This window comes from Pseudomonas sp. CAU 1711, from assembly GCF_039888625.1.
Lineage (GTDB): Bacteria > Pseudomonadota > Gammaproteobacteria > Pseudomonadales > Pseudomonadaceae > Aquipseudomonas.
Map to the genome: position 1 here is coordinate 1 of NZ_JBDQQT010000002.1, position 24,207 is coordinate 24,207.

A 24,207-nucleotide genomic window follows, 5' to 3' on the forward strand; every position below is an offset into this window, starting at 1 on the left:
GAGCATCCGTTCCGGGTGATCAAGCGCCAGTTCGGCTACACCAAGGTGCGCTTCCGTGGCTTGGCCAAGAACACCGCGCAACTGGTGACGTTGTTTGCGCTATCGAACCTGTGGATGGTGCGCCGACATTTGCTGGCGAATGCAGGAGAGGTGCGTCTGTAATACGGGAAATGGCTGCCGCGAGGTGCTTGCGGCGGCCAGAAACACCGAAATGAGCGAGCCATCTGGTCGATTTTGACCCACTGGCCGCTTTCAAAATTGGCGAAGGCCGAAGTCAGCCAGAAAAACCGCTCTACTTCAGACCTTCCTTAGCAAATGGTGGCATTTCTGAAGGTGCGCCAGGATTGAGAACTGAATATCACGAACATTACTATGGTGCATACTTCCGCGACCTCGATGACAATAAGCTTTGTGTAGCTTGTCACTTACCAGAGGCGTAAGTTCATGTCCCGCCATAGTCTACAGCCTAACAATTGGTTCAAGTCGTTCGCTTCGCTCACTTGGACGTCCAAAAGCTGCGCTTTTGGCCGCCCCTTAACCAAGCGTTAGACACATGACAAAAGCAACATACCTCAAATTGTGCCTACTGATTCCCATCGTCGCTCCAACCATTTTGATTCTGACAGACAGTGAAGTTGGTGGATTTCTTTTGTGGTCACTGCTTGTCGGCGGCCCAATCTACCTCCCTTTCTGCATCACCCTACTCATTTGGTCTCGAAACAAAAACGAAACACAAATTATCAATATCGCCTGGAAGGCTCCGATCATATTTACAGCAATAATTGATCTGACATATCTCTCAATTGCATTATATCAAGCGACTTTCCATGACACATACAAAATTGACAGCACCGTATCCGGAATTGCCTTCTTTAGTTTAGCGTCACTATTTCTTGGTTACATATACGTAGGAATTTCCATGCTCACTATGCGCATAATTTTCTCAAAGGCAAAGTCGAGTTCCAGCCATGTCTAACAAACGGTTCAAGGTCGCTCGCTTCGCTCACTCGGGACGTCCAAAAGCTACGCTTTTGGCCGCCCGTTAGCTTAATCGTTAGCCCGCACATGACACGTTTCCGGCACCTTATATTGACAGCGCTCATCGGCAGCCCGGCAGCCCATGCGGCGTCCTATGCCTGCCCCATTCCGGGCGAGCTCGTGCAGTGGCAGGCCGACTATTGCCTGTTCGTTTCCGCCACCGACGACCTTATTGCTGCGCAACCTTGCATCGACAAAGAGCAGTCGCGAGCCTTTCTAGACTCGTGCTCGGCCAAACGGCATTACAAGCGCCTCCTGTGCGAGGCCAACATTGAGGCCGGCGTCCGGTCTGACTCTGTTGATTCCTGCATCGCCGATCCAGCGTTCTCTGGTAAGGTCGTCAGCCGAAGTGGCGTCTAGCGCGCTAGCCAATAGCTCAAGCGAACCTGTGGTCCGCATCCAGCAACGCTGGCAATTGTGTAGCATTGCTGGGCGCGGCCCGCAGGCCGCTTAACTCCGGTGTTAGCCCCTTATAAAGGACTATCCATGCTCCACAGACTCCATCGCATCTCTGCCTGCATAATTGGCGCCTACGTCGCGGTGCATATATTCAACCACTTATTAGCACTCCAGAGCGTCGAAGCACACATCCAGTTCATGGAGTCCTTCCGCCACATATACCGCAATCCTTTGATTGAGGTGCTATTGCTATCTTGCGTTATCTTTCAAATCGGCTCGGGAGTTTACTTTATAAGACAGCGCTGGGGGCAACGCCGCGGCTTCTTTGAGCGAGCCCAAGCTTTATCGGGTGGCTACTTGGCCTTTTTCTTGCTCATCCACGTTGGCGCCGTTTTATTTGGTAGAGCCGAGTTAAAACTCGACACAAACTTTCACTATGCGGCCGCAGGCATACACGCACCCCCATTTAATTACTATTTCGTTCCTTACTACTTTCTCGCGGTCGCTGCCATTTTTAGTCACATTGCCTGTGCAATACATTGGCTCACGCGTGAAAAACTGAGCGAGACAGTGCGCAACTACTTTGGCTACACCGCACTTATCGTCGGCATATCTGTGTCAGCAGCAATTATGTCTGCCTTTGCTGGCATGCTTTATGACATTGAGATACCACCAGAATACAGGGCGACCTACCAATAATGTGATCTCTAAGAGTTCGCGGCGTGGACTATGCTTCTAACAATTGGCTAAGCCGTTCGCTTCGCCAGCTTTGACGTTAAAAACCATGCTCACGGATGCCCTTTAGTCAGACGCCGATCCATTTCATAAAGGTTTTATCCCATGCACTTTGTAACAGAACGCCGAATTCTATTCGGAGACTGCGATCCGGCGGGGATTGTCTACACTCCACGTATAACCTACTTCATCATAGAGGCCGTGCACGACTTTCTGACACATGTGCTTGGCGGGCCGGCAATACGCGAAATATTCGCGATGGGCATTCTCCCTCCTGCGCGCGCGCTTTCAATTGAGTTTTTAGCTCCAATGATTTGGGATGAGATCATACATATCGAGGTAAGTACTGCAGAACTCACAACGACGTCTTTTACTTTTTCAGTCGAGGCGCGCAATGCAGAAGATGAGATTACGTTTCGCTCCACCTTCACGCAGGTCTCTATTTCACCTGAGAGCAAACGACCTATCCCCCTCCCCCAGGCACTTCGGAATGCATTGTGTCCGACTTGAATTCGCAATAATCTAACTAGCATTTCATGTTGAGCGTCAAACAGCAAAAGGCGGCGCCACGAGTGCAGTGGCGCCGCCAATCAATGATACCGTTACTTCAGATCTGAAATACTCGCACCGAAGTTTATGTGGAAAGCCAGCCCCTCCAGAACCAAGGCAGGCACCGACTTCACTCCTGCAGCTTCAGCATCAGAGATCCGCCCCCTGTCATTACCCAAGTGGACGATCTCCACTTCGTATCGGGTACGGTCTATCGCATTGGCGAGGCTATCCTCAGCCGCGACGCATACGGGGCATCCTGCGTGGTAAAAAACTGCTTTGCCAGTCATTGCGAGGCTCCTATAAATGAGTTGATTACTTGGCGTGCGCACGCTCGAACGATAGAGTCAGCCAATAGCCGGCGCTAGCGGGAACAAACCGGTTGGCTACGCACCTTTTGGTGTAAATTGCCGAAAAACAAGGAGAATATTTTTGCAGGCTCGTAGCACTTATCACAGACTAGAGGATGTCGTCGGCTGTAAGTGGTCGGTCTCTGTACTGCTCGCAGTCGAAGATGGCATCAATCGACCAGGCGCCCTTGAGCGGCATATCGATGGAATTTCGACCAAGGTCTTGTCCGAACGCCTTCGCAAACTCACTGACTACGGTCTGATCGCCAAGCAGAGCTTTCCCGAGATACCGCCTCGCACCGAATACTACCTGACAGATACCGGGCGCAAACTCATCAAGATTATTCAGCAGATTCACAGTCTCGACCTTGAGCTGAATGCGCAGGACGCCAAGAATGCATAGATAGATTGGCGCCTAACAAAACACGGATCCTCGCACCAGTTCGCCGGGCTGCCAAAACTTGCGCTCCCAGCGTCCCTTAACAAAATGTCAGAAGGTATGTGCATGGCAAGGTATGTCGCTGAAGTTATCTGGACGCGTAATGGGCAAGATTTTCTCGGCAACCGCTACAGCCGAAAGCATCTCCTGCGCTTCGATGGCGGCCTGGAGGTTCCAGGCTCCTCATCGCCGCATGTGGTGCCGGTCCCCATGTCCGACGCTGCCGCAGTTGATCCCGAGGAGGCTTTCGTTTCTTCGCTCTCCAGTTGCCATATGCTCTGGTTTCTTTCCATTGCAGCCAAACAGCAGTTCTGCGTAGAGCGCTACTTCGACAAGGCCGTGGGTGTGATGGAGAGGAACTCGGCAGGGAAAATGGCCATGACCCTGGTCACACTCCAGCCTGAAGTCCGTTTCTCTGGCGAGAGCATCCCGACTCGGGAACAGATCGAAAGGATGCATCATCAGGCGCACGAGGAGTGCTTCATAGCCAACTCGGTGAAAACCGAAGTCCACTGCGAGCCCGTGTATACCGCCTCATAACAGTGCCGCCGCTTAAGCTCAGACCAAGGAAGGTGTCATGAAAAAAATGCTACCCCTCGTCGTACTGCTGGCATTCACCGCCTACACGGCATTTGCCATGTTCCACGCAGAGCAATCGCTGATAGATTTTGGTATCGAACTGATGTCCAGTCTGGACACCGCGCAGGTCGTGATCGATCTCTACATCCTGGCGGCGCTGGCCTGTATCTGGATGTACCGGGACAACAAAGCACGCCACAGGCCACTGATCGCCATAGCGCCATACCTCGTGATCACCCTGTTCTTCGTCTCCATCGGCCCGCTGCTCTACCTCGTCGTCAGGGGCTTTGCGGGGGAACCCAACACAGGCAGGGCATAGCGATACGCCCACGCATTCCGCTGCGTGAACCAGGCTGGCGAGGTCTATGCTTCCCGGCTTGGCAGCTTGTCCCTTGGGCGTTTGGAGTAATGGAGATACTTCTATGAGCGCAAAACCGATGTTCACCGCCGGCCGTAACATCGCAATGAAGGTTCCGCCACACCTGTACGAGGCCACCATCCAGTTCTACCGGGATGTTCTCGGCCTCAAGGAAATAACGCAGCACGCCCCATCCGTCGGTTTCGAGTTCGGCTCCAATAACCTCTGGATAGACAAGGTCGCCGGCATCAGCCAGGCCGAAACCTGGCTCGAAGTCCTCACCGATGACATCGAGGCCGCGGCCGAGCACCTCAAGGCGGCAGGCATTGTGCGCCGCGACGAGATCGAGCCATTGCCGCAGGGATTCAACGCCTTCTGGGTGTCGAGCCCGGCCTCCATTATCCACCTCATCTGCAAGGACACGGAGTCATGGGCGTAGACGCAGTGCAAGCCACTACCCGCTCACTGGCGCGGGTTAGCTCCCGCTCCTTGGCTCGACCTTAGTGCTCGAGAGGAGCCGTACACCATGTCCACCTCGTACAACACCTGGCTCATCATTGCGGCCGGCTTGAGTGCAGTTGCCGCACTGCTTCACATCGCCATTATCTTTGGCGGCGCCCAGTGGTACCGCTTCTTCGGGGCGGGCGAACGCATGGCAGTGGCTGCCACTGCCGGCCACTGGTATCCGGCTGTCGTGACCGCTGGCATTGCTCTCGTTCTCAGTACCTGGTCGGCCTATGCGCTGTCAGGGGCCGGCATCATTCAACCGCTGCCACTGCTCAAGCTCGGGCTCAGCGTGATTACCGCCATTTATCTCGTCCGTGGCTTAGCCATTGTTCCCCTGCTCGTTGTCGCCCGCGAGAAGGCAACCCCCTTTCTCTTATGGAGCTCAGCCATTTGCTGCGCCTACGGCATCATCCATCTCCTGGGCCTGATGCAGATCTGGCCATCCCTGTGAGCAGACGGACTAGATATCAATGGACCAGGTGAAAGCTATGCATTCTGTTCAGTGTCAGTGCGGCGCTCTCCGCGGCAGGCTCGAAGGCTCCGGCACCTGCAATCGTCTCATCTGCTATTGCACGGATTGCCGGGCGTTCGCCCACTATCTGGATCAAGCCTCGGCCGTGCTGGATGAGCAGGGCGGAACCGAGATCGTCCAGGTGGCCCAGCCGCGCCTGGTCTTCTCCCAGGGCGAAGCGTTGCTGGCGGCAGTTCGCCTCAGCGACAAGGGCATGCTCCGCTGGTATGCGACCTGCTGTGGAACGCCCATCGGTAATACCATGGCCACCCCCAGAATGCCCTTCATCGGCCTGATTCACACCTGCCTCGACCGCCGGCGAATGGATGAGGACTTCGGCGCCCAGGTTGCGCTGCTGAACACGGACACCGCGCTGGGCGAGCCCAAACCCAGGCAGCGCGGGCTCTTGGGCGTCGTCGCTCGCTTCATGTGGATCGTGATCGCGAACCGCGTCGGCGGGCGCTACAGGCGCTCCCCGCTTTTCGACACCTCGGGGCTGCCTCGGGCAACGCCCAGGGTACTGGGGGCCGGCGAGCTGGCGAGCTTGAAGAAGCGGGCATAGCCACATCGCTCGCCCGACCGACAGATACCGCGCCCGGGCTCAATCGGCCTAGGCCAGCGCTCGCAGGAGAAGCACCAAATGCCCGTTACACGGCCCCCGCAGCCTCATTCGAACATGTCCAGAGCCGCCCTCATCATCATCGATATGCAGCGCGGCATGCTGGAGGCGGGCCCGCGCAACAACCCGCAGGCCGAGCAGGCCATCGCGATGACGCTGGCGGCATGGCGGGAGGCGCGGGCGCCCATTGTGCATGTGCGGCACATATCGAGAACGCCCGGGTCTCCGTTCTGGCCCGGACAACAGGGCGTCGAGTTTCAGGAGGCGTTACGGCCGCTGGACTCGGAACACGTGGTCGAGAAGAACGTGCCGGACGCCTTCATCAACTCCGGCCTCGAACGCTGGCTGCGGGTCAGAGGCATTGAAGCCGTTGCCATCGTGGGCGTCAGCACCAACAACTCCGTCGAAGCGACGGCCCGCACCGCGGGCAATCTGGGCTTCCAGACCTTTGTGGCCGCCGACGCCACCTTCGCCTTCGCCAAGGCCGACTACAACGGCGTGATGCGCAGCGCCGAGGAGGTGCATGCCATGGCGTTGGCCAATCTGCAGGGCGAGTACGCCACGGTGACCACGACCCAGGCGTTGCGGGATGCGCTCTAACGCACCAGCCCGGCGCCCAGCGACAACCGCTCCCGCGCGCACAAGACTCTCTGGGTGCGCCGCTGGCCCATGCGGCTGCGCTAGGCTTAGCGACCCACCCCGCAGATTGGCGATGGCAGGATGAAAGGCTCCCAGGCTCTGCGCTCGGCGCTTAAGCAAGGCTTCTACCCATTCGTGCTGAGCAAGGGCTTCGCTCAAGGCAAGGCCACTGCTTTGTTCACCCCCTTCGCGCGCATTGCCGACGGCAAGGCCCAGTTCTTCGAGATCCAGTGGGACAAGTATCGGCGCCCATGCTTCGTCATCAACTTCGGCGATCGCCCCTACCCCGCCGCGGACGATGCCTCGCCAGCATACTGCGGCCGGCTGCAGAGGCGGCGCGGCGGATCGATGCGCGCCTGGTTTCAAACCCGCAAGCCCTGGCTTGAGGCTCTGCGCACCTGGCGGCGGTACTATGAACCGGAGGAAGTGGTGACGCAGCTGATCGAATGCTTCGCCGAACTCGAAACCTGGTGGAGTTCGGGGGAGGAAGGGCCGCATCTGCAGATGTGGCGCAAGCGTGGCGACTGAGAACAGGGCCGCTCATCCGACCTTGCATACCAAGATGCACGGGCCATTCTGTAGCGCAGCGATCACAACCGATAGGAAGGGAAGCATGACAACTTCAGAGCTGGCCGCAGGGCCATCGGCATCCACACTGATCGACCGGAGAATCGCCGAGCTGGGCGACTGGCGCGGAGCGACCCTGAGCAGGGTGCGCACGCTCATCCGCGAGGCGGCCCCGGACTGCGTCGAGGAGTGGAAGTGGATGGGCACGCCGGTGTGGTCGTGCGGCGGCATCCTCTGCACCGGGGAAACCTACAAGTCGGTCGTCAAGCTGACCTTCGCCAAGGGCGCCGCGCTGGAGGACCCGAGCGGCCTGTTCAACTCCAGCCTGGACGGCAAGGTGCGGCGCGCGATCGACATCCGTGAGGGCGAGGATATCGACGCAGCGGCGCTCAAGGCGCTGATTCGCGCCGCGGTCGCCGCCAACGCGCGAGGCAAGCAGGCCATTCGCTGAGCGCGCGCCGGCTCCGAGGCTGGCCGAGCGAGGCGCGCCCTCGCTACCATGCGCGGGTTTCCCGCCGCGAGCCGCGCCATGTCCTACTCCGTTTCGCCCATCGGCTTCATGCGCTCCTGCTTCAAGGAGAAGTTCGCCATTCCGCGTCAGCCCCAGCTGGCTCCGGCGGCGCGGGGGGTCCTGGAGCTGGTGGCGCCCTACGACCGTGCCGAGGCCGTGGAGGGCCTGGAGCAGGTCAGCCATGTCTGGCTGCTGTTCCTGTTTCACCAGGCCCTGGAGGAGACGCCGCGCCTCAAGGTCAGGCCGCCGCGCCTGGGCGGCAACGCCTCGCTCGGCGTCTTCGCCACTCGCGCGACACACCGTCCCAATGGCATCGGCCAGTCGGTGGTGAAGCTGGAGCGAGTCGAGCCGGGGCGCCTCTGGCTGTCCGGCATCGATCTGCTGGACGGCACCCCGGTGCTCGACATCAAGCCCTACGTGCCCTACGTCGACAGCCTGGCGCAGGCGCAGAACCGCATCGCCGATGCGCCGCCACGGGCCATCGCCGTCGAGTGGGACGCCGCCGCACTGGGGGCGGCTCGGCGCGAGGCCGAGCGCCTGGGCGAGCCCCTGGTCGAGCTGATCGAGCAGTGCCTGGCGCAGGACCCGCGACCCGCCTACCAGAACCCACTACCCGAGCGGCGCTACGGCACGCGGCTGTGGGACCTGGACGTACGCTGGCACTACCCCACGCCCGAGCGCATTCGCGTGCTCGAAGTCGCGCCCCCGGCTAGCGGTTGAACGCGGCCACGCTCGCCTCGATCACGTCCTGCTGCAGGATCAGCGGCTCCACCAACGGGCGGCTGGCGAGGAAGTGTGCGGTTTGCATGTGCGCATCCAACGCCGCCTCGTCGACGTACACCTCGTAGAGCCAGACCAGGTCCGGGTCGCCGTGGTCGCACAGCAGGTCGAAGGCCAGGCAGCCGGGCTCGTCGCGCACCGAGGCGGCGGCGTTGTCGCGCATGGCCGCGAGGAAGGCCTCGCGGCTGCCGGGCTTGAGTCGGGTCTTGAGAATGATGCTGTACACAGGGCGCTCCTACCGGATAAATTGAATACTTGATTGTATACATTTAAGGAGGCAGATTCATGAACCAGCGCCCGAGCCGCCTCAACGGCCTGCGTCACGTGGCCCTTCTGGTGCCCAACCTGGAAGCCTGCGAGCGCTTCTACGTGGATATCCTCGGCATGCAGGTGCTGAACCGGGCCAACGAAGACCTGGTCTACCTCACCTGCGGCAACGACAACCTCTCCCTGGGCCGCGCCTACGCGCCCAGCAGCGGTCCGCAGGTGGTGGATCACTACGGCTTCGTGGTGGACAGCCTGGACGAGCTGCACGCCTGGTACGACTACCTGAAGGCCGCGGGCGTGACCCTGCTCGACCGCCCTTTCGCCCACGGCGATGGCGCCCACAGCTTTCACCTGCTCGACCCGGCGGGGAACAAGATCCAGCCGATCTACCACCCGGCGATCTCCGGCCAGCGCTTCAGCCAGCCGGCCTGAGACCGAATGGCAGGCATGAAAAAGCCCGCCACCAGGGCGTAATGCCGTTCGCTTAGCGGCATCACGGCCACGGCCGGACTTTTCTTGGTTCAGGTCTGCGGCTGCTGTTCTCCCTCTCCCCCTGGGAGAGGGCTGGGCGGGCCGCGGGCGGATGAGGGACTCGCCGAAACACCCTCACCCCCAGCCCCTCTCCCGGCGGGAGAGGGGAGCACTCAGGACACCTTTGACTGGGAGCGCATCCAAGCTAGGGCATTGCGCAGTGTGCCCTCAGGCAGACACAAGCCAGAAAAACGCCGCGGCTCTGTAAAGAGGTCGCGGCGTTTTCTCTAGTGAACGGCGTTACGCCACCAGGACGGGCTCCTTCGAGCGGGCGCTTACTTCTCGACGAAGGCGCGCTCGATCAGGTAGTCGCCGGGCTCGCCGATGCGCGGGGAGATCTTCAGGCCGAAGGCGTCGAGCACCTCGCAGGTCTCGTCGAGCATGGCCGGGCTGCCGCAGATCATGGCGCGGTCGTCCTGCGGGTTCATCGGCGGCAGGCCGATGTCCTCGAACAACTTGCCGCTGCGCATCAGGTCGGTCAGACGGCCCTGGTTCTCGAACGGCTCGCGGGTCACGGTCGGATAGTAGATCAGCTTCTCGCGCACTTCGTCGCCGAAGAACTCGTTGTTCGGTAGGTGCTCGGTGATGAAGTCGCGGTAGGCCACCTCGTTCACGTAGCGCACGCCGTGCACCAGGATCACCTTGTCGAAGCGCTCGTACACTTCCGGGTCCTGAATCACGCTGATGAAGGGCGCCAGGCCGGTGCCGGTGGACAGCAGGTACAGGTGCTTGCCCGGCAGCAGGTCGGAGAGCACCAGGGTGCCGGTGGGCTTCTTGCTGATGAGGATCTCGTCGCCTTCCTTGAGGTGCTGCAGCTGCGAGGTCAGGGGGCCGTCCGGCACCTTGATGCTGAAGAACTCCAGGTTCTCCTCGTAGTTGGGGCTGGCGATGGAGTAGGCGCGCATCAGCGGACGTCCGGTCTCCTGCTGCAGGCCGATCATCACGAACTGGCCGTTCTCGAAACGCAGGCCCGGGTCGCGGGTGCAGGTGAAACTGAACAGGGTGTCATTCCAGTGGTGCACACTGAGGACGCGCTCGGAGTTCAGGTTGCTCATGTCATTTCCTTGATGATTCGATCCGGCGGAGCCGTCGGGATTGCGCGTCATTCTAGGGACGGCTTAAATATCTGTTAAGTGAATTATCAAGATATGGATTATTGGTTATATAGATATGCGATTTACTCTCAGACAGCTGGAAGTCTTCGTCGCCGTGGCCAAGCAGGAGAGCGTCTCTCGCGCGGCCGAATCCCTCGCCCTGTCGCAGTCGGCGGCCAGCACCTCGCTCAGCGAACTGGAGCGACAGTCCGACTGCCAACTGTTCGATCGCGCCGGCAAACGCCTGTCGCTCAACGCCCTGGGCCGCCAGCTGCTGCCGGAGGCCGTGGCGCTGCTCGACCAGGCCAAGGAAATCGAGCGCCTGCTCAGCGGCAAGACCGGCTTCGGCTCCCTGGAAGTGGGCGCCACCCTCACCGTGGGCAACTACCTGGCCACCCTGCTGATCGGCAACTTCATGCAGCGCCATCCCGAATGCCGAGTGAAACTGCATGTACACAACACCGCGCACGTGGTGCAGCAGGTCGCCCACTACGAGCTCGACCTGGGGCTGATCGAGGGCGACTGCCAGCATCCGGATATCGAGGTGCAGCCCTGGGTGGAAGACGAGCTGGTGGTGTTCTGCTCGCCGCACCATCCGCTGGCCGAGCGCGGCAGCGCCAGCCTGGCCGAGCTCGGCCGCGAGGCCTGGATCCTGCGCGAGCAGGGCTCGGGCACCCGGCTGACCTTCGACCAGGCCATGCGCCACCACACCGAGCAACTCAACATCCGCCTGGAGCTGGAACACACCGAGGCGATCAAGCGCGCGGTGGAGTCGGGCCTGGGCATCGGCTGCATCTCGCGCCTGACCCTGCGCGACGCCTTCCGCCGCGGCAGCCTGGTGGCGCTGGACACCCCGGAGCTGGACCTGGCCCGGCAGTTCTATTTCATCTGGCACAAGCAGAAGTACCAGACCGCGGCGATGCGCGAATTCCTCGACCTGTGCCGACAGATGACCGCCGGCATCCGCCGCAGCGACGAGATAGTGCTGCCCTGGATCGCCTGAGGGCCTCCGCGAAGCGGTCGTAGGCCGGGTAGAGCGCAGCGAAACCCGGCACGGCCCACTCGCCGAAATCGGCGTGTCGCTCACTTAGCGGTGCACGGCTGGTGTTCCGGAGCGGGGCGAGGAGAACGCCGGGGCTCGCTGCGCTCTACCTGCGCGGCCCGACCCAGCCTACGCGGCCAGGGTCTGGCACTGGAGAGGAGGGCCTTGTCTGGCGTGCTCAGCGGCCTCGATACGGCCGCTCAGGCCGAGGCGGCCAGGGGATGGAAGCTGAAGTAGTGGCGCAGGGCCTCGACCATGTCGACATACTCGACCGGCGGCGCCACCAGGGCGAAGCCGGAATCGTAGGTGCCGGGGGTGACGTCCTCGTGGCTCCACTGGCAGGTGGCGGCGAAGTCGACCGGGTGGATGCGCCCGTCGCGGCCGGGAATCTTCAGCCGCATGTCGAAGCGCGCGCCCACCAGCATGGGGTACTGGCTGATCAGCATCAGGCCGTCCAGCGACACATTGCCGATGTAGCCCATCGGCTTGTCGGTGATGCGGTTGAACACCTTCAGGTAGTAAGGCAGCTGGTGGCGCTCGATGCGGCGCTGGATATGCATGGTGGCCATTCGCTAGGGCTGGGCTTTCGAGTATGGCCGCACTCTCGCCTGCGGACCAGAGTCAGCCACAGCGTGCGGCGATACGGGACGACAGACGGCTACGTGCGGCCTCCATCTGCTCATCGCTGTAGTAGCTGCGCTCACCGTTCTTGTCGGTGCTGTAGTAGAGGCCGCCGCGCTGGATCTGCGCCAGGTCGCTGCGCAGCTTGCGGCACTCCTGGGCGCGCTCCGCACGGGCCGCATCGGCGCGGGCGTCCGCCTGGGCACGCTCCTCGCGGCGGGCATCGAAATATTGCTGGGCACGCTGCTCACGCTCCAGGGTGGCGGCGTCGCGCTCGACCACCTGGGGCCTCACCTCGACGGTCTCGGCGCCGCTGCCGCCGGGCTTCTCGCCGAAGTGCACGCGGCCCTGGGCGTCCGTCCAGCGGTAGATTTCCGCGCTCGCCAATAGCGGCACGCACAACAGAATGAACAACAGATGGCGCATAGCGACTCCCTCCCTGGACACAGCTTAGCGCCACGCCACATTCCCTGGCCAACGGCCGACTGGCGGCCGCATCAGAGCGATGCGGGCGACGCCTTGGCCGGTTCGGACGCCTGATAATGCCCGAGCTGGCGCAGCGTCTCCAGCCGCGCGCGGGCGCGATAGGCGTACTCGCTGGCCGGGTAGCTGCGCAGGATGAACTCGTAGGTCTGCGCCGCATCGACGAACAGGTTCTGCCGCTCCAGGCACTGGCCGCGCAGCAGGGAGATCTCCGGCTGCACGTAGCTGCGCGAGCGGCTGGTGCGCTCGGCGCGCGACAGGTCGAGCAGGGCCTGCTCGCAATCGCCGGCGTTGTAGTGCCGGTAGGCCTCGTCCAGATGGCGGTCGAGGGAGATGCGGTTGCAGCCGACGAGGCCGAGCAGGGTGACAAGCAGAATCAGGGTGCGCATGGTGAGTTCCTCCGCTGCGCAGAGTATCGGCGGGAGAGCGTATTTCTGCAGCGCTTCGGGTAGTGCAGGCGAACAATGACTACAGTGGACGAGCGTAGTAGCCTCGCCGCACGCATTGAGAGATGGAGTTACCGCATGACCCTGCGTCGCACCAAAATCGTCGCCACCCTCGGCCCGGCCAGCAGCTCCCCGGAAGTGCTGGAGCAACTGATAGTCGCCGGCATCGACGTCGCCCGCCTGAACTTCTCCCACGGCAGCGCCGCCGACCACAAGGCGCGCGCCGCCCTGGTGCGCGAACTGGCGGCCAAGCACGGGCGCCACGTGGCGCTGCTCGGCGACCTGCAGGGGCCGAAGATCCGCATCGCCAAGTTCGAGAACAAGCGCATCGAGCTGCAGGACGGCGACCTGTTCCGCCTCTCCGCCAGCCACTCGCGCACCGCCGGCAACCAGCAGGTGGTGGGCATCGACTACCCGGCGCTGATCCAGGACTGCAACGTCGGCGACGAACTGCTGCTGGACGACGGCCGGGTGGTCATGCGCGTGGAGCTCAAGGGCGCCGACGAGCTGCACTGCCGCGTGGAGATCGGCGGCCCGCTGTCCGACAACAAGGGCATCAACCGCCGCGGCGGCGGCCTCACCGCGCCGGCACTGACCGACAAGGACAAGGTCGACATCCAGCTGGCCGCCGAGATGGAGCTGGACTACCTCGCGGTGTCCTTCCCGCGCGACGCCGCCGACATGGAATACGCCCGTCGCCTGCTCGACGAGGCCGGCGGCAACGCCTGGCTGGTGGCCAAGATCGAGCGCGCCGAGGCGGTGGCCGACGACGAGGCGCTGGACGGCCTGATCCGCGCCAGCGACGCGGTGATGGTGGCGCGCGGCGACCTCGCCGTGGAGATCGGCGACGCCGAGCTGGTCGGCATCCAGAAGAAGATCATCGCCCACGCGCGGCGCCTGAATAAGGCCGTGATCACCGCCACCCAGATGATGGAGTCGATGATCCACAGCCCGATGCCGACCCGCGCCGAAGTCTCCGACGTGGCCAACGCCGCGCTGGACTACACCGACGCGGTGATGCTGTCGGCCGAGAGCGCCGCCGGCGAATACCCGGTGGAGGCCGTCGAGGCCATGGCCCGCGTGTGCCTGGGCGCCGAGAAGCACCCGACCAGCCAGAAGTCCAGCCACCGCATCGGCCGCACCTTCGAACGCTGCGACGAGAGCGTGGCGCTGGCCAGCATGTACACCGCCAACCACTTCCCCGGCGTCAAGGCCATCATCAGCCTGACCGAGAGCGGCTACAGCCCGCTGATCATGTCGCGCATCCGCTCGTCGATCCCGATCTTCGCCTTCACCCCGCACCGCGAGGCGCAGGCGCGGGTGGCGCTGTTCCGCGGCGTGTACACCGTGCCCTTCGACCCGGCCGCGCTGCCGGCCAACAAGGTCAGCCAGGCGGCGGTGGACGAGCTGCTCAAGCGCGGCGTGGTCGAGCCCGGCGACTGGGTGATCCTGACCAAGGGCGACAGCTACCACGGCACCGGCGGCACCAACACCATGAAGATCCTGCATGTGGGCGATCCGCTGGTCTGAATACACTGCGCATGAAAAAGGCCGCTCATCGAGCGGCCTTTTTGTTTGGTAATCCCTCTCCCTCCGGGAGAGGGCTGGGGCGGCCCGCGGAGGGTGAGGGAGAGTACGAGGAGCCTGAAGCACCCTCACCCCTGGCCCTCTCCCAAGGGGAGAGGGGAAGCAACTCTCAAGCGAACTTGGAGAAGTCCGGTTTGCGTCGCTGCATAAAGGCCGACAGCGCCTCGATGGCCTCGGGCGAGCGCAGGCGCTGGCCAAACAGCGCGCCCTCCTCCTCGATCACCTGGCGCAGCGCCTCGCGCCCCGGCGCGCGCATCAGGCGCCGGCTGTCGGCCACCGCCGAGGGCGCCAGGTCGAGGAAGCGCAGGGCCATCTCGCGGGCCTTCGCCAGGGTGCGCGGGCCATCCTCCAGGGCAGCATTGGCGATGCCCCAGGCGGCGGCCTGCTCGCCGGTGAAGGCCTCGCCCAGCAGCAGCACTTCGGCGGCCCTGGCCGGCCCCAGCAATTGCGGCAGCAACAGGCTGGAACCGAATTCCGGGCACAGGCCGAGGTTGACGAAGGGCGTGCGCAACTTGGCGTCGCGCGACACATAGACCAGATCGCAGTGCAGCAGCATGGTGGTGCCGATGCCCACGGCCGGGCCGGCGACGGCGGCGACCACCGGCTTGTCGAACTCGAACAGGGCGCGCATGAACTGGAACACCGGGCTGTCCGCACCGGTCGGCGGCGCCTGCAGGAAGTCGGCCACGTCGTTGCCGCTGGTGAAGCACTCGGCGCCGCCGGTGATCAGCACCACGCGCACCGAGGCGTCGCGGTTGGCCGCATCCAGCATCTCGGCCAGGGTGCCGTACATGGCGCGGGTCAGCGCATTCTTCTTGTCCGGACGGTTCAGGCGCAGGGTCAGCAGGCCGGCCTCGCGCTCGACCAGTACGTGTTCGCTCATGGCAACTCCAGGGCTGAGCCCCCGTTTAGAGCCTGTTTCAGGCTTTTTGAGCTAGAGCCAGGCAAGGCGGAAATGGGCGAGGACCGGTCGAAGTCGCGGGCGACTTTACAAGGTGTAAATGAGCAGTCCGAGCCCAATTCCAACGCAGCATGGCCGACGATCAAGAAGTCTGAAGCAGGTTCTCAGGCATGGGGCAGGAAAAGATCGGCGAGCACCTGATTACGCGGCACGCCGAGAATGAACAAGCGGCGGGCGAAAGCTTCCGCGCTGTCCGGTGAGCCGCAGATTAGGGCGACGGTCTGCCGCGAGACAAGCCGCAGTTGCGCCAAACACTCCGCCTGCTCGGCCGCCGTCACCAGCTGCAACTCTAGCTGCGCATGGCTGGCGGCCAGGGCCCGCAGGTCCTCGGCCAGATAGTGCTCGGCCGCATCATGGGCCAGGTGAATGAGCCGTATCGGCCCCTGGTGATGCTGGCGCAGGGCCTCGCGCAGCACGCCCCACAGCGGCGCCAGACCGGTGCCCGCGGCCAGCAGCCAGAGCGGCCGCTCCTGCCAGGCCGGATCGTAGTGCAGCGCGCCGCCGCGCAGCTCGCCCAGCCCCAGCGTGTCGCCCGGTCGCAGCCGGCGCGCGGCATCGCCGAAGGCGCCGGGCCGGCGGCAGTCCAGATGGAACTCCAGCCAGGGCTCCTCGCCCGGCAGGCTGGCCAGCGAATAGGGCCGCGCCACGCCCTCGGCGTTCCACAGCACCAGATGCTGGCCGGCGACGTAGCGCAGCGGCCTGTCCGGCTGCAGGCGCAGGCGCAGCACGCTCGGGCTCGGCCAGTCGAGCGAGACCACCCGCGCCGGCAGGCCGTCGCGGGCCGGGTCGAACAGCTGCACCTCGAGATCGTCCACCACCCGGCACTGGCAGGCCAGGCGCCAGCCCTGCGCGCGACGCTCCTCGTCGAGCGCCTCGGGCTGCTCGTCCAGCGGCTCGCCGCGGGTGCAGCGCACCAGGCAGGCGTGGCAGCTGCCGGCGCGGCAGCTGTAGGGCACGCGCAGGCCGGCGGCGTTGAGGGCGTCGAGCAGGTTGCTGCGGGGGGCTACCGACCAGGCCTGGCCGGCGGCAACGATCTCAGGCACCGGCGCCCTCCCAGGCCGCGTCGCAGCGGTTGCGCCCGCCGCGCTTGGCCCGGTACAGCGCCTGGTCGGCGCGCTGCAGGGCCTCGTCGAGATCGTCGCCTTCGCTGAGCAGGGTCATGCCGGCGGACAGGCTGAGGTTGCTCACCTGCACGCCCACCGGCTCGGCATTGGCGAAGGCCTCGCGCAGGCGCTCGCAGCAGCTGGTGAACTGGTCGGCATCGGTGTTGGGCAGCAGCAGGACGAACTCCTCGCCGCCGTAGCGGGCCAGCACGTCACCGTCGCGCAGGCAGGCGCTGGCCACCGCGGCGAAGGTCTGCAGCACGCGATCGCCGGCGGCGTGGCCGTGCACGTCGTTGATGCGCTTGAAGTGGTCCAGGTCGATCAGCGCCAGGCCGTGCTGGCGGCCCTGGCCGAGGTTGTCCAGCTCGCGCAGGGCCAGGCGCAGGAAGTGGCGGCGGTTGAACAGGCCGGTCAGCTCGTCGGTGGCCACCAGATCCTCCAACTGGCGCATCATGCCGCGCAGGGTGTCCTGGTGCGCCTGCAGCGCATAGCGGCGCTGGCGCATGCGCTGACGCAGGGCCTGCACATAGCCGGCGAACAGGCTCAGCCAGACCAGGCCGACGAACAGCGCGCAGCATTGCAGCAGGGCCTGGCCCGGCTCGGCCAGGCGCAGCTGGTAGCCCTCCCACAGGTTGAGTCCGGCGAAGGCAAAGAAGGCCACGGCGGCGCAACGCACGAACACCCGTGGGCGCAGCTGGAACACGCCGAACATCAGGATGATCAGATAGAACATCAGCAGGCTGCCGCGCGCGCCATCGAGCTGGGCCAGCAGCCCCGTGTGCAGGAGCAGGCCGACGAGGATCTGCGCCTCGGTCAGGCTAGGGTCGGCGTAGCGCAGGTTGCGCGCGCTGCGAAACAGTGCGTAGAAGGCCAGCTGGCAGGCCGCGACCAGGCCGGTGGAGAACAGGGCGAAGGCAACGGAGCCTTGGTACAGCCCGGCCCACAGGGCCACCCACATCAGCACCAAAACCAGGGCATAGCTCGCCACCGCCATGCCGAAACGCTTCAGCAAGAGGCTCTGCAGGCTTCTCGTTGTCACCCCTGGACGACTCGTGCTCATGGGCTCCGTCCCGTGCTGGCACCTCGCCCAACTCTACCCCCGTGATCACAAAATTGATAGCGCGCCCACGACCACCTCCCGCCGTGCGTGGCTGTGCCCGCGAGGGCGGGCGCGCTATACTGCGGCGCCTTTTTTCGTGGCCCGCCATCCTTGGCGGCCGCCCTACGGGCCGTCGCGGGACGACGTCAAAAATCGTTCCGGGCGATTTTCCGCAGTTGCGCCGGGTCGTGGTCCGGCGTTTCCTTATAGATGTTCCCAGATGAGAGGAGCGCCCGAATGACCGTGATCAAGCAGGACGACCTGATTCAGAGCGTCGCCGACGCCCTGCAGTTCATCTCCTATTACCACCCCGTCGACTTCATCCAGGCCATGCACGAGGCCTACCTGAAGGAAGAGTCGCCGGCCGCGCGCGACTCCATGGCGCAGATCCTGATCAACTCGCGCATGTGCGCCACCGGCCACCGGCCGATCTGCCAGGACACCGGCATCGTCACCGTGTTCGTCAAGGTCGGCATGGACGTGCGCTGGGACGGCGCCACCATGAGCATCGACGACATGATCAACGAGGGCGTGCGTCGCGCCTACAACCTGCCGGAAAACGTCCTGCGCGCCTCGATCCTGGCAGACCCGGCCGGCGCCCGTAAGAACACCAAGGACAACACCCCGGCGGTGATCCACTATCAAATCGTCCCCGGCGACAAGGTGGAAGTGGACGTCGCGGCCAAGGGCGGCGGCTCCGAGAACAAGTCGAAGATGGCCATGCTCAACCCCTCCGACTCCATCGTCGACTGGGTGCTGAAGACCGTACCGACCATGGGCGCCGGCTGGTGCCCGCCGGGCATGCTCGGCATCGGCATCGGCGGCACCGCCGAGAAGGCCGCGGTGATGGCCAAGGAAGTGCTGATGGAGCACATCGACATCCATGAGCTGCAGGCCCGCGGCCCGCAGAACCGTATCGAGGAGCTGCGCCTGGAGCTGTTCGAGAAGGTCAATCAGCTGGGCATCGGCGCCCAGGGCCTGGGCGGCCTGACCACCGTGCTCGACGTCAAGATCATGGACTACCCGACCCACGCCGCCTCGCTGCCGGTGTGCATGATCCCCAACTGCGCCGCCACCCGTCACGCCCACTTCGTGCTCGACGGCTCCGGCCCGGCCAGCCTGGAGGCGCCGGACCTGGACGCCTACCCGGACATCGTCTGGGAAGCCGGCCCGAGCGCGCGCCGCGTCGACCTGGACAAGATCACCCCGGAAGAAGTGCAGAGCTGGAAGCCGGGCGAGACCCTGCTGCTCAACGGCAAGATGCTCACCGGCCGCGACGCCGCGCACAAGCGCATGGTCGATATGCTGAACAAGGGTGAGAGCCTGCCGGTGGACCTCAAGGGCCGCTTCATCTACTACGTCGGCCCGGTCGATCCGGTGCGCGACGAGGTGGTCGGCCCGGCCGGCCCGACCACCGCCACGCGCATGGACAAGTTCACCCGGCAGATCCTCGAAAGCACCGGCCTGCTGGGCATGATCGGCAAGTCCGAGCGTGGCCCGATCGCCATCGAGGCGATCAAGGACAACAAGGCCGTGTACCTGATGGCCGTCGGCGGCGCCGCCTACCTGGTGGCCCAGGCGATCAAGAAGTCCAAGGTGCTGGCCTTCGAGGAACTCGGCATGGAAGCGATCTACGAGTTCGAGGTCAAGGACATGCCGGTCACAGTCGCGGTCGACACCAACGGCGAGTCGGTGCACATCACCGGCCCGGCGATCTGGCAGCAGAAGATCGCCGAGAGCCTGGCGGTGGAAGTGAAGTAAGCGCCTCGGCGCAGCAGCGAAGCCCGGCCCCTGTGCCGTAACGCTGTTCACTAAAGAAAACGCCGCGACTTCTTTACAGAGTCGCGGCGTTTTTTTGGCTTGGCCAGCAGCGAAGGACACTGCGCAATACCCTGGCCTGGATGTCGCGGTGTCTTCAGAGCGCTCCCCTCTCCCGCCGGGAGAGGGGCTAAGGGGGAGGGCGTTACGGCGAGTCCCTCACCCCGGCCCTCTCCCAGGGGGAGAACAACAGCCGCAGACCTTAACCAAGAAAAGTCCGACCCTGGCCGTGATGCCGCCAAGTGAACAGCATTAGGCCCCTGTGCCGGGCTTTTTGCTTGCTCAGGTATCCAGATGGCCGACGAGGAATTGCCGCAGGCGCTGCCGCATCAGCGGCCCCTCGTTGCCCAGGCAGGCGATCGGGCTATCGGCCAGCTCGTCCTCGGCCAGCTCGGCGGCATCGCCGGCCAGGGCCAGCGGGCAGTCCAGGCTCAGCGCCAGGCGCTTGAGGCGCTGTGCCAGATCCTCGGCCGGCGGTCGATTGGAGAACAGCACCAGGGCCTGCGGGCGCATGCGGGCGCAGACCAGCGCCAGCTCGTCCTGCGGCAGCCCGGGGCCGAGCACCCGCACCGCGTAATCCTCGCCACCGAGCAGGAGCCCGGCCACCAGCAGCTCCAGCTCGCGGCACTGGCCGGGCAGCGCGGTCAGCAGCACGTGCGCGGCCTCTCCACGCGACTGCAGGTGCTGCAGGGCACGCGAGCGCAGGAAGGCGTCGAGCAACAGCCATTCGCCGACCTGGCCGGGCTCGTCGCGGCGCAGCAGCAGCTCCTGCCAGAGCGGCATGCACAGCTCCTGGAACACCCGCGGCAGCGGATGGGTGGCCAGGGCCTCGGCATAGAGAGCTTCCAGGGCCCGGGCATCGAGGGCGCCGAGCGCCTGGCGCGCGCGCGCCTGCCACTGGTCCGCCGCCTGCGCCTGGTCGGCCACCAGCGGGCTGCGCGGCGCCGGGCTGCGTGCCAGCAGCTTGCCGACCTTGCTCACCGACACGCCGCGCTCGATCCAGGCCAGGATGTTGCGCACCGCCTCGATGTCCGCCGCCGAGTAGAGACGATGACCGCTGTCGGTACGGGTCGGCTGGATCAGCCCGTAGCGCCGCTCCCAGGCGCGCAGGGTGACCGGATTGACGCCGGTGACCCGCGCCACCTCGCGAATGGGAAACAGCTCCGCCGCGTGGCGGGAATCGGCGCTTGCTCGTACGGGTTCAGTCATAACCTGAGGGTTCGCGGTGAAGATGCAGCGAGTGTAACGCAGCAATACCCGCACGCTCCTGCTCGAAGCGCTGGCGGGCAGGCGACGAACGCGTGCGCGGAGCACTGGCATATTTCGCCAAACCGGGAATAATCCTCGCCTGCCCCGCCACCATCCCGGCGCGGCATAACGCGCGCCCCCTACCCGGGCGGCGCCAGTCGCCTGGAGATACACGATGTCTACCGCCCCCGTCACCATGCTGGTGGCTCGTCGCGTCGCCGGCGAGTGCCTGCAGGATTTCCGCCTCTGGCTGCACGAAGGCCAGCAACTGGCCGCCGACTTCCCCGGCTACCTGGGTTCCGGCGTACTGGCGCCGCCGCCCGGCGACGACGAATTCCAGATCGTCTTCCGTTTCACCGATCGAGCCACCCTGGCCGCCTGGGAACACTCCGCCTCGCGCCGCGCCTGGCTGCAGCGCGGCAGCGGGCTGTTCGTCCAGCCCCAGGAGAAACGCGCGCAGGGCCTCGACGCCTGGTTCGGCAACGCCCTGCAGAGGCCGCCGCGCTGGAAACAGAGCGTGGCCATCTGGCTGGCCTTCTTCCCGGTATCGCTGGCCTTCAACCTGCTGTTCGGCGGCTGGCTCGGCGAACTGCCGCTGGTATGGCGCATCCTGCTCAGCACCCTGGCGCTGACACCGCTGATGACCTACTGCTTCATTCCGCTGTCGACCCAACTGCTGGAGCCCTGGCTGCAGGGCAGGCGCGCGCGCCAGACGGAGGCGCCGCTGCAGGCCCGCTGAAGCCGCGAGGTTGTCGCATGGCCGGGGCTGGGGTTTACTTGCCCGACCCAGCCCGACCGACGAGCCCCGCATGACTCTTCCCACCGCCCCCATCCTGATCACCGGCGCCGGCCAGCGCCTCGGCCTGCACTGCGCCGAGCGCCTGCTCGACGCCGGCCAGCCGGTGATCTTCAGCTATCGCCGCGAGCGCGAGGGCGTGGCCCATCTGCGCCAGCGTGGCGCCATCGCCCTGCAGGCGGACTTCGCCAGCGAGGCCGGCATCCTCGACTTCATCGAGCAGGTGAAGAACCACACCGATCGCCTGCGCGCCATAGTGCACAACGCCTCGGACTGGGACACCGAAACCCCGGGCCAGGAGGCCGAGGTGTTCCGCCGCATGGTCAGCGTGCACATGCTGGCGCCCTACCTGATCAACCTGCACTGCGAAGAACTGCTGCGCCGCAGCACGCCCGCCGACATCATCCATATCGGCGACGACGTGACCCGCACCGGCAGCGCCAAGCGCCCGGCCTACTGCGCCAGCAAGGCCGGCCTGGACAGCCTGACCCTGTCCTTCGCCGCGCGCTTCGCCCCGCAGATCAAGGTCAACACCATCGCCCCGGCGCTGATCCAGTTCAACGAGGGCGACAGCGCCGCACACCGCGCCAAGCGCCTGGGCGAGTCCGCCCTGGGTATCGAACCCGGCGCCGAAGTGCTCTACCAGAGCCTGCGCTACCTGCTCGACAACCCCTACGTCACCGGCACCAGCCTGTCGCTCAACGGCGGTCGCCACCTGCCTTGAGGAGAGCGCCATGAGCCTGCCGCAGCACTACCGCGCGATACTCCTCGGCCTCGGCGAGAACCCCGAACGCGAGGGCCTGCTGGACACTCCCGAGCGCGCCGCCAAGGCCATGCAGTACCTCTGTCAGGGCTACCGGCAGTCGCTGGATGAAATAGTCAACGGCGCACTGTTCGCCTCCGACAACGACGAGATGGTGATAGTGCGCGACATCGAGCTGTACTCCCTGTGCGAGCACCACCTGCTGCCCTTCATCGGCAAGGCCCATGTGGCCTACATCCCCACCGGCCGGGTGCTGGGGCTGTCCAAGGTGGCGCGCATCGTCGACATGTACGCGCGCCGCCTGCAGATCCAGGAGAGCCTGACCCGGCAGATCGCCGAGGCCATCCAGCGCGTGACCGGCGCCGCCGGGGTGGCCGTGGTGATCGAGGCCCAGCACCTGTGCATGATGATGCGCGGCGTGGAGAAGCAGAATTCGCTGATGAGCAGCTCGGTGATGCTTGGCGCCTTCCGCGAGTCCTGCAACACTCGCCAGGAATTCTTGAAATTGATCGGACGGAGCAACTAATGCCGCGACTGGAACCCGGAATGGCGCGCATCCGCGTCAAGGACCTGCGCCTGCGCACCTACATCGGCATCAAGGAGGAGGAGATCAACAACAAGCAGGATGTGCTGATCAACCTGACCATCCTCTATCCGGCCGCCGACGCCGTGCAGGTCAACGACATCGACCACGCGCTGAACTACCGTACCATCACCAAGGCGGTGATCCGCCATGTCGAGGAAAACCGCTTCGCCCTGCTCGAGCGCCTGACCCAGGAGATACTCGACCTGGTCATGGCCAACCCGGCCGTGCGCTACGCCGAAGTGGAGGTGGACAAGCTGCACGCCCTGCGCTTCGCCGAGTCGGTCTCCATCACCCTCGCCGCCCATCGCTGAGGGCGGCATCACAAGCGTTGCCGGGCCCGCGACGGGCTTCTATCATCTCAGCCCCCATTGAGTTGTCCGGGAGTCCGTCATGACCGAGCAAGAACGCCTCGAACTGGAAGCCGCCGCCTTCCGCAACCTGGTCCAGCACCTGCGCTCGCGCCCCGACGTGCAGAACATCGAGCTGATGAACCTGGCCGGCTTCTGCCGCAACTGCCTGTCCAAGTGGTACAAGGCCGCCGCCGATGACCTCGGCGTCGAGCTGAGCCAGGACCAGGCCCGCGAAGCCATCTACGGCATGCCCTACGCCGAGTGGAAAGCCAAGCACCAGAAGGAGGCCAGCAGCGAGCAGCAGGCCGCCTTCGACAAAGGAAAACACTGATGACTCTGCAAGACTTCCGCGCCCGCCTGCACGCCGAGCAGTTCCTGTTCGCCGAGACCCTGGCCTTCGTCGCCGAACACTACGACTACCGGCCCAGCGCCTTCCGCAACGGCGCCGTGGAGAACGCCGCCGGGCAGAACGAGGGCTCCTGCAAGACCCTCGGCCTGGCCCTGCTGGAGGGCTTCAGCCTGGAAGAGAGCCTGCGCGCCTTCGGCGAGCACTACCGCGCCGTGCTGGCCAACCCGGACGGCAACGACCACGCCAATATCCGCGCCCTGCAGGACACCGGCCTGGGCGGCGTGCACTTCGAGCACCCACCGCTCGCCCGCAAGGCCTGAGCTGCGCAACTGTCGGCCTCGGCCGGCAGACGCCCACGGCGGCAGGTCTTCTTGGCGCCTGCAACCCGGCACGGACGCCGAAGCTCAAACCTTGCCCGAAAGCCCTGAGTGATCCGGGAGTCGAACACCTATGCCTCGCATGCATAGCAAACAGTTCGAGTA

Annotated in this window: 34 protein-coding genes; 24 read left to right on the forward strand and 10 right to left on the reverse strand. The window is 64.5% G+C overall.

Features of this window, described 5'->3' with window-relative positions:
• From AAFN46_RS01975 to AAFN46_RS01990, 4 genes are all read left to right on the forward strand, one after another.
• A partial coding sequence (locus AAFN46_RS01975; protein WP_347807349.1) for a transposase occupies positions 1–162 on the forward strand: 162 nt, incomplete at its 5' end.
• Between the two features lie 927 nt (positions 163–1,089).
• A complete protein-coding gene (locus AAFN46_RS01980; protein WP_347807012.1) occupies positions 1,090–1,398 on the forward strand; it encodes a hypothetical protein in 309 nt (102 codons plus the stop codon).
• A 126-nt stretch (positions 1,399–1,524) separates the two neighbouring features.
• The gene (locus tag AAFN46_RS01985) at positions 1,525–2,136 is read left to right on the forward strand and encodes a hypothetical protein (protein ID WP_347807013.1); all 612 of its coding nucleotides are present in this window, start codon (positions 1,525–1,527) and stop codon (positions 2,134–2,136) included.
• 141 nt (positions 2,137–2,277) lie between these two features.
• Complete coding sequence (locus tag AAFN46_RS01990) at positions 2,278–2,682, forward strand: thioesterase family protein (protein ID WP_347807014.1); 405 nt, start codon at positions 2,278–2,280, stop codon at positions 2,680–2,682.
• A gap of 92 nt (positions 2,683–2,774) precedes the next feature.
• Here AAFN46_RS01990 and AAFN46_RS01995 read toward each other — a convergent pair whose 3' ends face one another.
• Positions 2,775–3,011 carry a thioredoxin family protein gene (locus tag AAFN46_RS01995; protein WP_347807015.1) on the reverse strand — a complete coding sequence of 79 codons (237 nt, stop codon included), beginning with the start codon at positions 3,009–3,011 and terminating at the stop codon, positions 2,775–2,777.
• A gap of 142 nt (positions 3,012–3,153) precedes the next feature.
• On the opposite strand from AAFN46_RS01995, the gene AAFN46_RS02000 reads away from it, so the two are divergent.
• From AAFN46_RS02000 to tsaA, 10 genes are all read left to right on the forward strand, one after another.
• Positions 3,154–3,474: a helix-turn-helix domain-containing protein gene (locus AAFN46_RS02000; RefSeq protein WP_347807016.1), complete on the forward strand. Its 321-nt coding sequence runs from the start codon at positions 3,154–3,156 to the stop codon at positions 3,472–3,474.
• Positions 3,475–3,576: 102 nt separating this feature from the next.
• Positions 3,577–4,050 carry an OsmC family protein gene (locus AAFN46_RS02005; RefSeq protein WP_347807017.1) on the forward strand — a complete coding sequence of 158 codons (474 nt, stop codon included), beginning with the start codon at positions 3,577–3,579 and terminating at the stop codon, positions 4,048–4,050.
• A 37-nt stretch (positions 4,051–4,087) separates the two neighbouring features.
• Positions 4,088–4,408, forward strand: a complete 321-nt coding sequence (locus tag AAFN46_RS02010; protein ID WP_347807018.1) for a DUF2834 domain-containing protein — start codon at positions 4,088–4,090, stop codon at positions 4,406–4,408.
• Between the two features lie 103 nt (positions 4,409–4,511).
• Positions 4,512–4,886 (forward strand): hypothetical protein, encoded by a 375-nt coding sequence (locus AAFN46_RS02015; protein ID WP_347807019.1) that lies wholly within the window; start codon positions 4,512–4,514, stop codon positions 4,884–4,886.
• A gap of 87 nt (positions 4,887–4,973) precedes the next feature.
• Positions 4,974–5,405, forward strand: coding sequence for a hypothetical protein (locus AAFN46_RS02020; RefSeq protein ID WP_347807020.1), 432 nt, complete (start codon positions 4,974–4,976; stop codon positions 5,403–5,405).
• 37 nt (positions 5,406–5,442) lie between these two features.
• On the forward strand, positions 5,443–6,027 hold the full coding sequence (locus AAFN46_RS02025) for a DUF6151 family protein (RefSeq protein ID WP_347807021.1): 585 nt from the start codon (positions 5,443–5,445) through the stop codon (positions 6,025–6,027).
• A 114-nt stretch (positions 6,028–6,141) separates the two neighbouring features.
• Positions 6,142–6,684, forward strand: a complete 543-nt coding sequence (locus tag AAFN46_RS02030; protein ID WP_347807022.1) for a cysteine hydrolase family protein — start codon at positions 6,142–6,144, stop codon at positions 6,682–6,684.
• Between the two features lie 120 nt (positions 6,685–6,804).
• Positions 6,805–7,251 carry a hypothetical protein gene (locus AAFN46_RS02035; protein ID WP_347807023.1) on the forward strand — a complete coding sequence of 149 codons (447 nt, stop codon included), beginning with the start codon at positions 6,805–6,807 and terminating at the stop codon, positions 7,249–7,251.
• Between the two features lie 85 nt (positions 7,252–7,336).
• Positions 7,337–7,741 carry a DUF1801 domain-containing protein gene (locus AAFN46_RS02040; RefSeq protein WP_347807024.1) on the forward strand — a complete coding sequence of 135 codons (405 nt, stop codon included), beginning with the start codon at positions 7,337–7,339 and terminating at the stop codon, positions 7,739–7,741.
• 78 nt (positions 7,742–7,819) lie between these two features.
• Entirely contained in the window at positions 7,820–8,521 is a 702-nt protein-coding gene (gene tsaA, locus AAFN46_RS02045; protein ID WP_347807025.1) for a tRNA (N6-threonylcarbamoyladenosine(37)-N6)-methyltransferase TrmO, read from the forward strand.
• Here the strand turns inward: tsaA and AAFN46_RS02050 are convergent.
• The gene (locus tag AAFN46_RS02050) at positions 8,511–8,807 is read right to left on the reverse strand and encodes a putative quinol monooxygenase (protein WP_347807026.1); all 297 of its coding nucleotides are present in this window, start codon (positions 8,805–8,807) and stop codon (positions 8,511–8,513) included. The two genes, tsaA and AAFN46_RS02050, sit on opposite strands and share 11 nt — an antisense overlap.
• A 59-nt stretch (positions 8,808–8,866) precedes the next feature.
• Here AAFN46_RS02050 and AAFN46_RS02055 point away from each other — a divergent pair, with 59 nt between their 5' ends.
• Positions 8,867–9,280, forward strand: a complete 414-nt coding sequence (locus AAFN46_RS02055) for a VOC family protein (RefSeq protein WP_347807027.1) — start codon at positions 8,867–8,869, stop codon at positions 9,278–9,280.
• A gap of 374 nt (positions 9,281–9,654) precedes the next feature.
• Here the strand turns inward: AAFN46_RS02055 and fpr are convergent, their stop codons facing one another.
• On the reverse strand, positions 9,655–10,434 hold the full coding sequence (gene fpr / locus AAFN46_RS02060; protein WP_347807028.1) for a ferredoxin-NADP reductase: 780 nt from the start codon (positions 10,432–10,434) through the stop codon (positions 9,655–9,657).
• 115 nt (positions 10,435–10,549) lie between these two features.
• Between fpr and AAFN46_RS02065 the strand changes: the two genes are divergently transcribed.
• Positions 10,550–11,476 carry a LysR family transcriptional regulator gene (locus tag AAFN46_RS02065; RefSeq protein ID WP_347807029.1) on the forward strand — a complete coding sequence of 309 codons (927 nt, stop codon included), beginning with the start codon at positions 10,550–10,552 and terminating at the stop codon, positions 11,474–11,476.
• Between the two features lie 239 nt (positions 11,477–11,715).
• Here AAFN46_RS02065 and AAFN46_RS02070 read toward each other — a convergent pair whose 3' ends face one another.
• The 3 genes from AAFN46_RS02070 to AAFN46_RS02080 all read right to left on the reverse strand — a co-directional run bounded on the left by AAFN46_RS02070 (position 11,716) and on the right by AAFN46_RS02080 (position 13,008).
• Positions 11,716–12,075 (reverse strand): PilZ domain-containing protein, encoded by a 360-nt coding sequence (locus tag AAFN46_RS02070; RefSeq protein ID WP_347807030.1) that lies wholly within the window; start codon positions 12,073–12,075, stop codon positions 11,716–11,718.
• A gap of 61 nt (positions 12,076–12,136) precedes the next feature.
• Positions 12,137–12,562, reverse strand: a complete 426-nt coding sequence (locus AAFN46_RS02075) for a DUF4124 domain-containing protein (RefSeq protein ID WP_347807031.1) — start codon at positions 12,560–12,562, stop codon at positions 12,137–12,139.
• Between the two features lie 71 nt (positions 12,563–12,633).
• A complete protein-coding gene (locus tag AAFN46_RS02080; RefSeq protein ID WP_347807032.1) occupies positions 12,634–13,008 on the reverse strand; it encodes a tetratricopeptide repeat protein in 375 nt (124 codons plus the stop codon).
• Between the two features lie 135 nt (positions 13,009–13,143).
• Between AAFN46_RS02080 and pyk the strand changes: the two genes are divergently transcribed.
• The gene (gene pyk / locus AAFN46_RS02085) at positions 13,144–14,595 is read left to right on the forward strand and encodes a pyruvate kinase (protein WP_347807033.1); all 1,452 of its coding nucleotides are present in this window, start codon (positions 13,144–13,146) and stop codon (positions 14,593–14,595) included.
• Positions 14,596–14,761: 166 nt separating this feature from the next.
• On the opposite strand, the gene AAFN46_RS02090 is transcribed toward pyk, so the two are convergent.
• From AAFN46_RS02090 to AAFN46_RS02100, 3 genes are all read right to left on the reverse strand, one after another.
• Positions 14,762–15,535, reverse strand: coding sequence for an enoyl-CoA hydratase-related protein (locus AAFN46_RS02090; RefSeq protein WP_347807034.1), 774 nt, complete (start codon positions 15,533–15,535; stop codon positions 14,762–14,764).
• A 182-nt stretch (positions 15,536–15,717) separates the two neighbouring features.
• Positions 15,718–16,656, reverse strand: a complete 939-nt coding sequence (locus AAFN46_RS02095; protein ID WP_347807035.1) for an iron-sulfur-binding ferredoxin reductase — start codon at positions 16,654–16,656, stop codon at positions 15,718–15,720.
• The gene (locus AAFN46_RS02100; protein WP_347807036.1) at positions 16,649–17,776 is read right to left on the reverse strand and encodes a GGDEF domain-containing protein; all 1,128 of its coding nucleotides are present in this window, start codon (positions 17,774–17,776) and stop codon (positions 16,649–16,651) included. The genes AAFN46_RS02095 and AAFN46_RS02100 overlap by 8 nt, the downstream gene beginning before the upstream one ends.
• Before the next feature lie 276 nt (positions 17,777–18,052).
• Between AAFN46_RS02100 and AAFN46_RS02105 the strand changes: the two genes are divergently transcribed.
• Entirely contained in the window at positions 18,053–19,576 is a 1,524-nt protein-coding gene (locus AAFN46_RS02105) for a fumarate hydratase (RefSeq protein WP_347807037.1), read from the forward strand.
• Between the two features lie 339 nt (positions 19,577–19,915).
• On the opposite strand, the gene AAFN46_RS02110 is transcribed toward AAFN46_RS02105, so the two are convergent.
• On the reverse strand, positions 19,916–20,842 hold the full coding sequence (locus AAFN46_RS02110) for a MerR family transcriptional regulator (protein WP_347807038.1): 927 nt from the start codon (positions 20,840–20,842) through the stop codon (positions 19,916–19,918).
• Positions 20,843–21,056: 214 nt separating this feature from the next.
• On the opposite strand from AAFN46_RS02110, the gene AAFN46_RS02115 reads away from it, so the two are divergent.
• The 6 genes from AAFN46_RS02115 (at position 21,057) to AAFN46_RS02140 (ending at position 24,045) form a co-directional block, all read left to right on the forward strand.
• Complete coding sequence (locus tag AAFN46_RS02115; RefSeq protein ID WP_347807039.1) at positions 21,057–21,620, forward strand: antibiotic biosynthesis monooxygenase; 564 nt, start codon at positions 21,057–21,059, stop codon at positions 21,618–21,620.
• A 70-nt stretch (positions 21,621–21,690) separates the two neighbouring features.
• Positions 21,691–22,401, forward strand: coding sequence for a dihydromonapterin reductase (folM, locus tag AAFN46_RS02120; protein WP_347807040.1), 711 nt, complete (start codon positions 21,691–21,693; stop codon positions 22,399–22,401).
• Between the two features lie 10 nt (positions 22,402–22,411).
• Positions 22,412–22,966 (forward strand): GTP cyclohydrolase I FolE, encoded by a 555-nt coding sequence (gene folE, locus AAFN46_RS02125; RefSeq protein WP_347807041.1) that lies wholly within the window; start codon positions 22,412–22,414, stop codon positions 22,964–22,966.
• Positions 22,966–23,337 carry a dihydroneopterin triphosphate 2'-epimerase gene (gene folX / locus AAFN46_RS02130; protein ID WP_347807042.1) on the forward strand — a complete coding sequence of 124 codons (372 nt, stop codon included), beginning with the start codon at positions 22,966–22,968 and terminating at the stop codon, positions 23,335–23,337. Before folE ends, folX begins: the two co-directional genes overlap by 1 nt.
• A gap of 79 nt (positions 23,338–23,416) precedes the next feature.
• Complete coding sequence (locus AAFN46_RS02135; RefSeq protein WP_347807043.1) at positions 23,417–23,707, forward strand: DUF1244 domain-containing protein; 291 nt, start codon at positions 23,417–23,419, stop codon at positions 23,705–23,707.
• Positions 23,707–24,045 (forward strand): HopJ type III effector protein, encoded by a 339-nt coding sequence (locus tag AAFN46_RS02140; RefSeq protein WP_347807044.1) that lies wholly within the window; start codon positions 23,707–23,709, stop codon positions 24,043–24,045. Before AAFN46_RS02135 ends, AAFN46_RS02140 begins: the two co-directional genes overlap by 1 nt.
• Positions 24,046–24,207 lie beyond the last annotated feature (162 nt).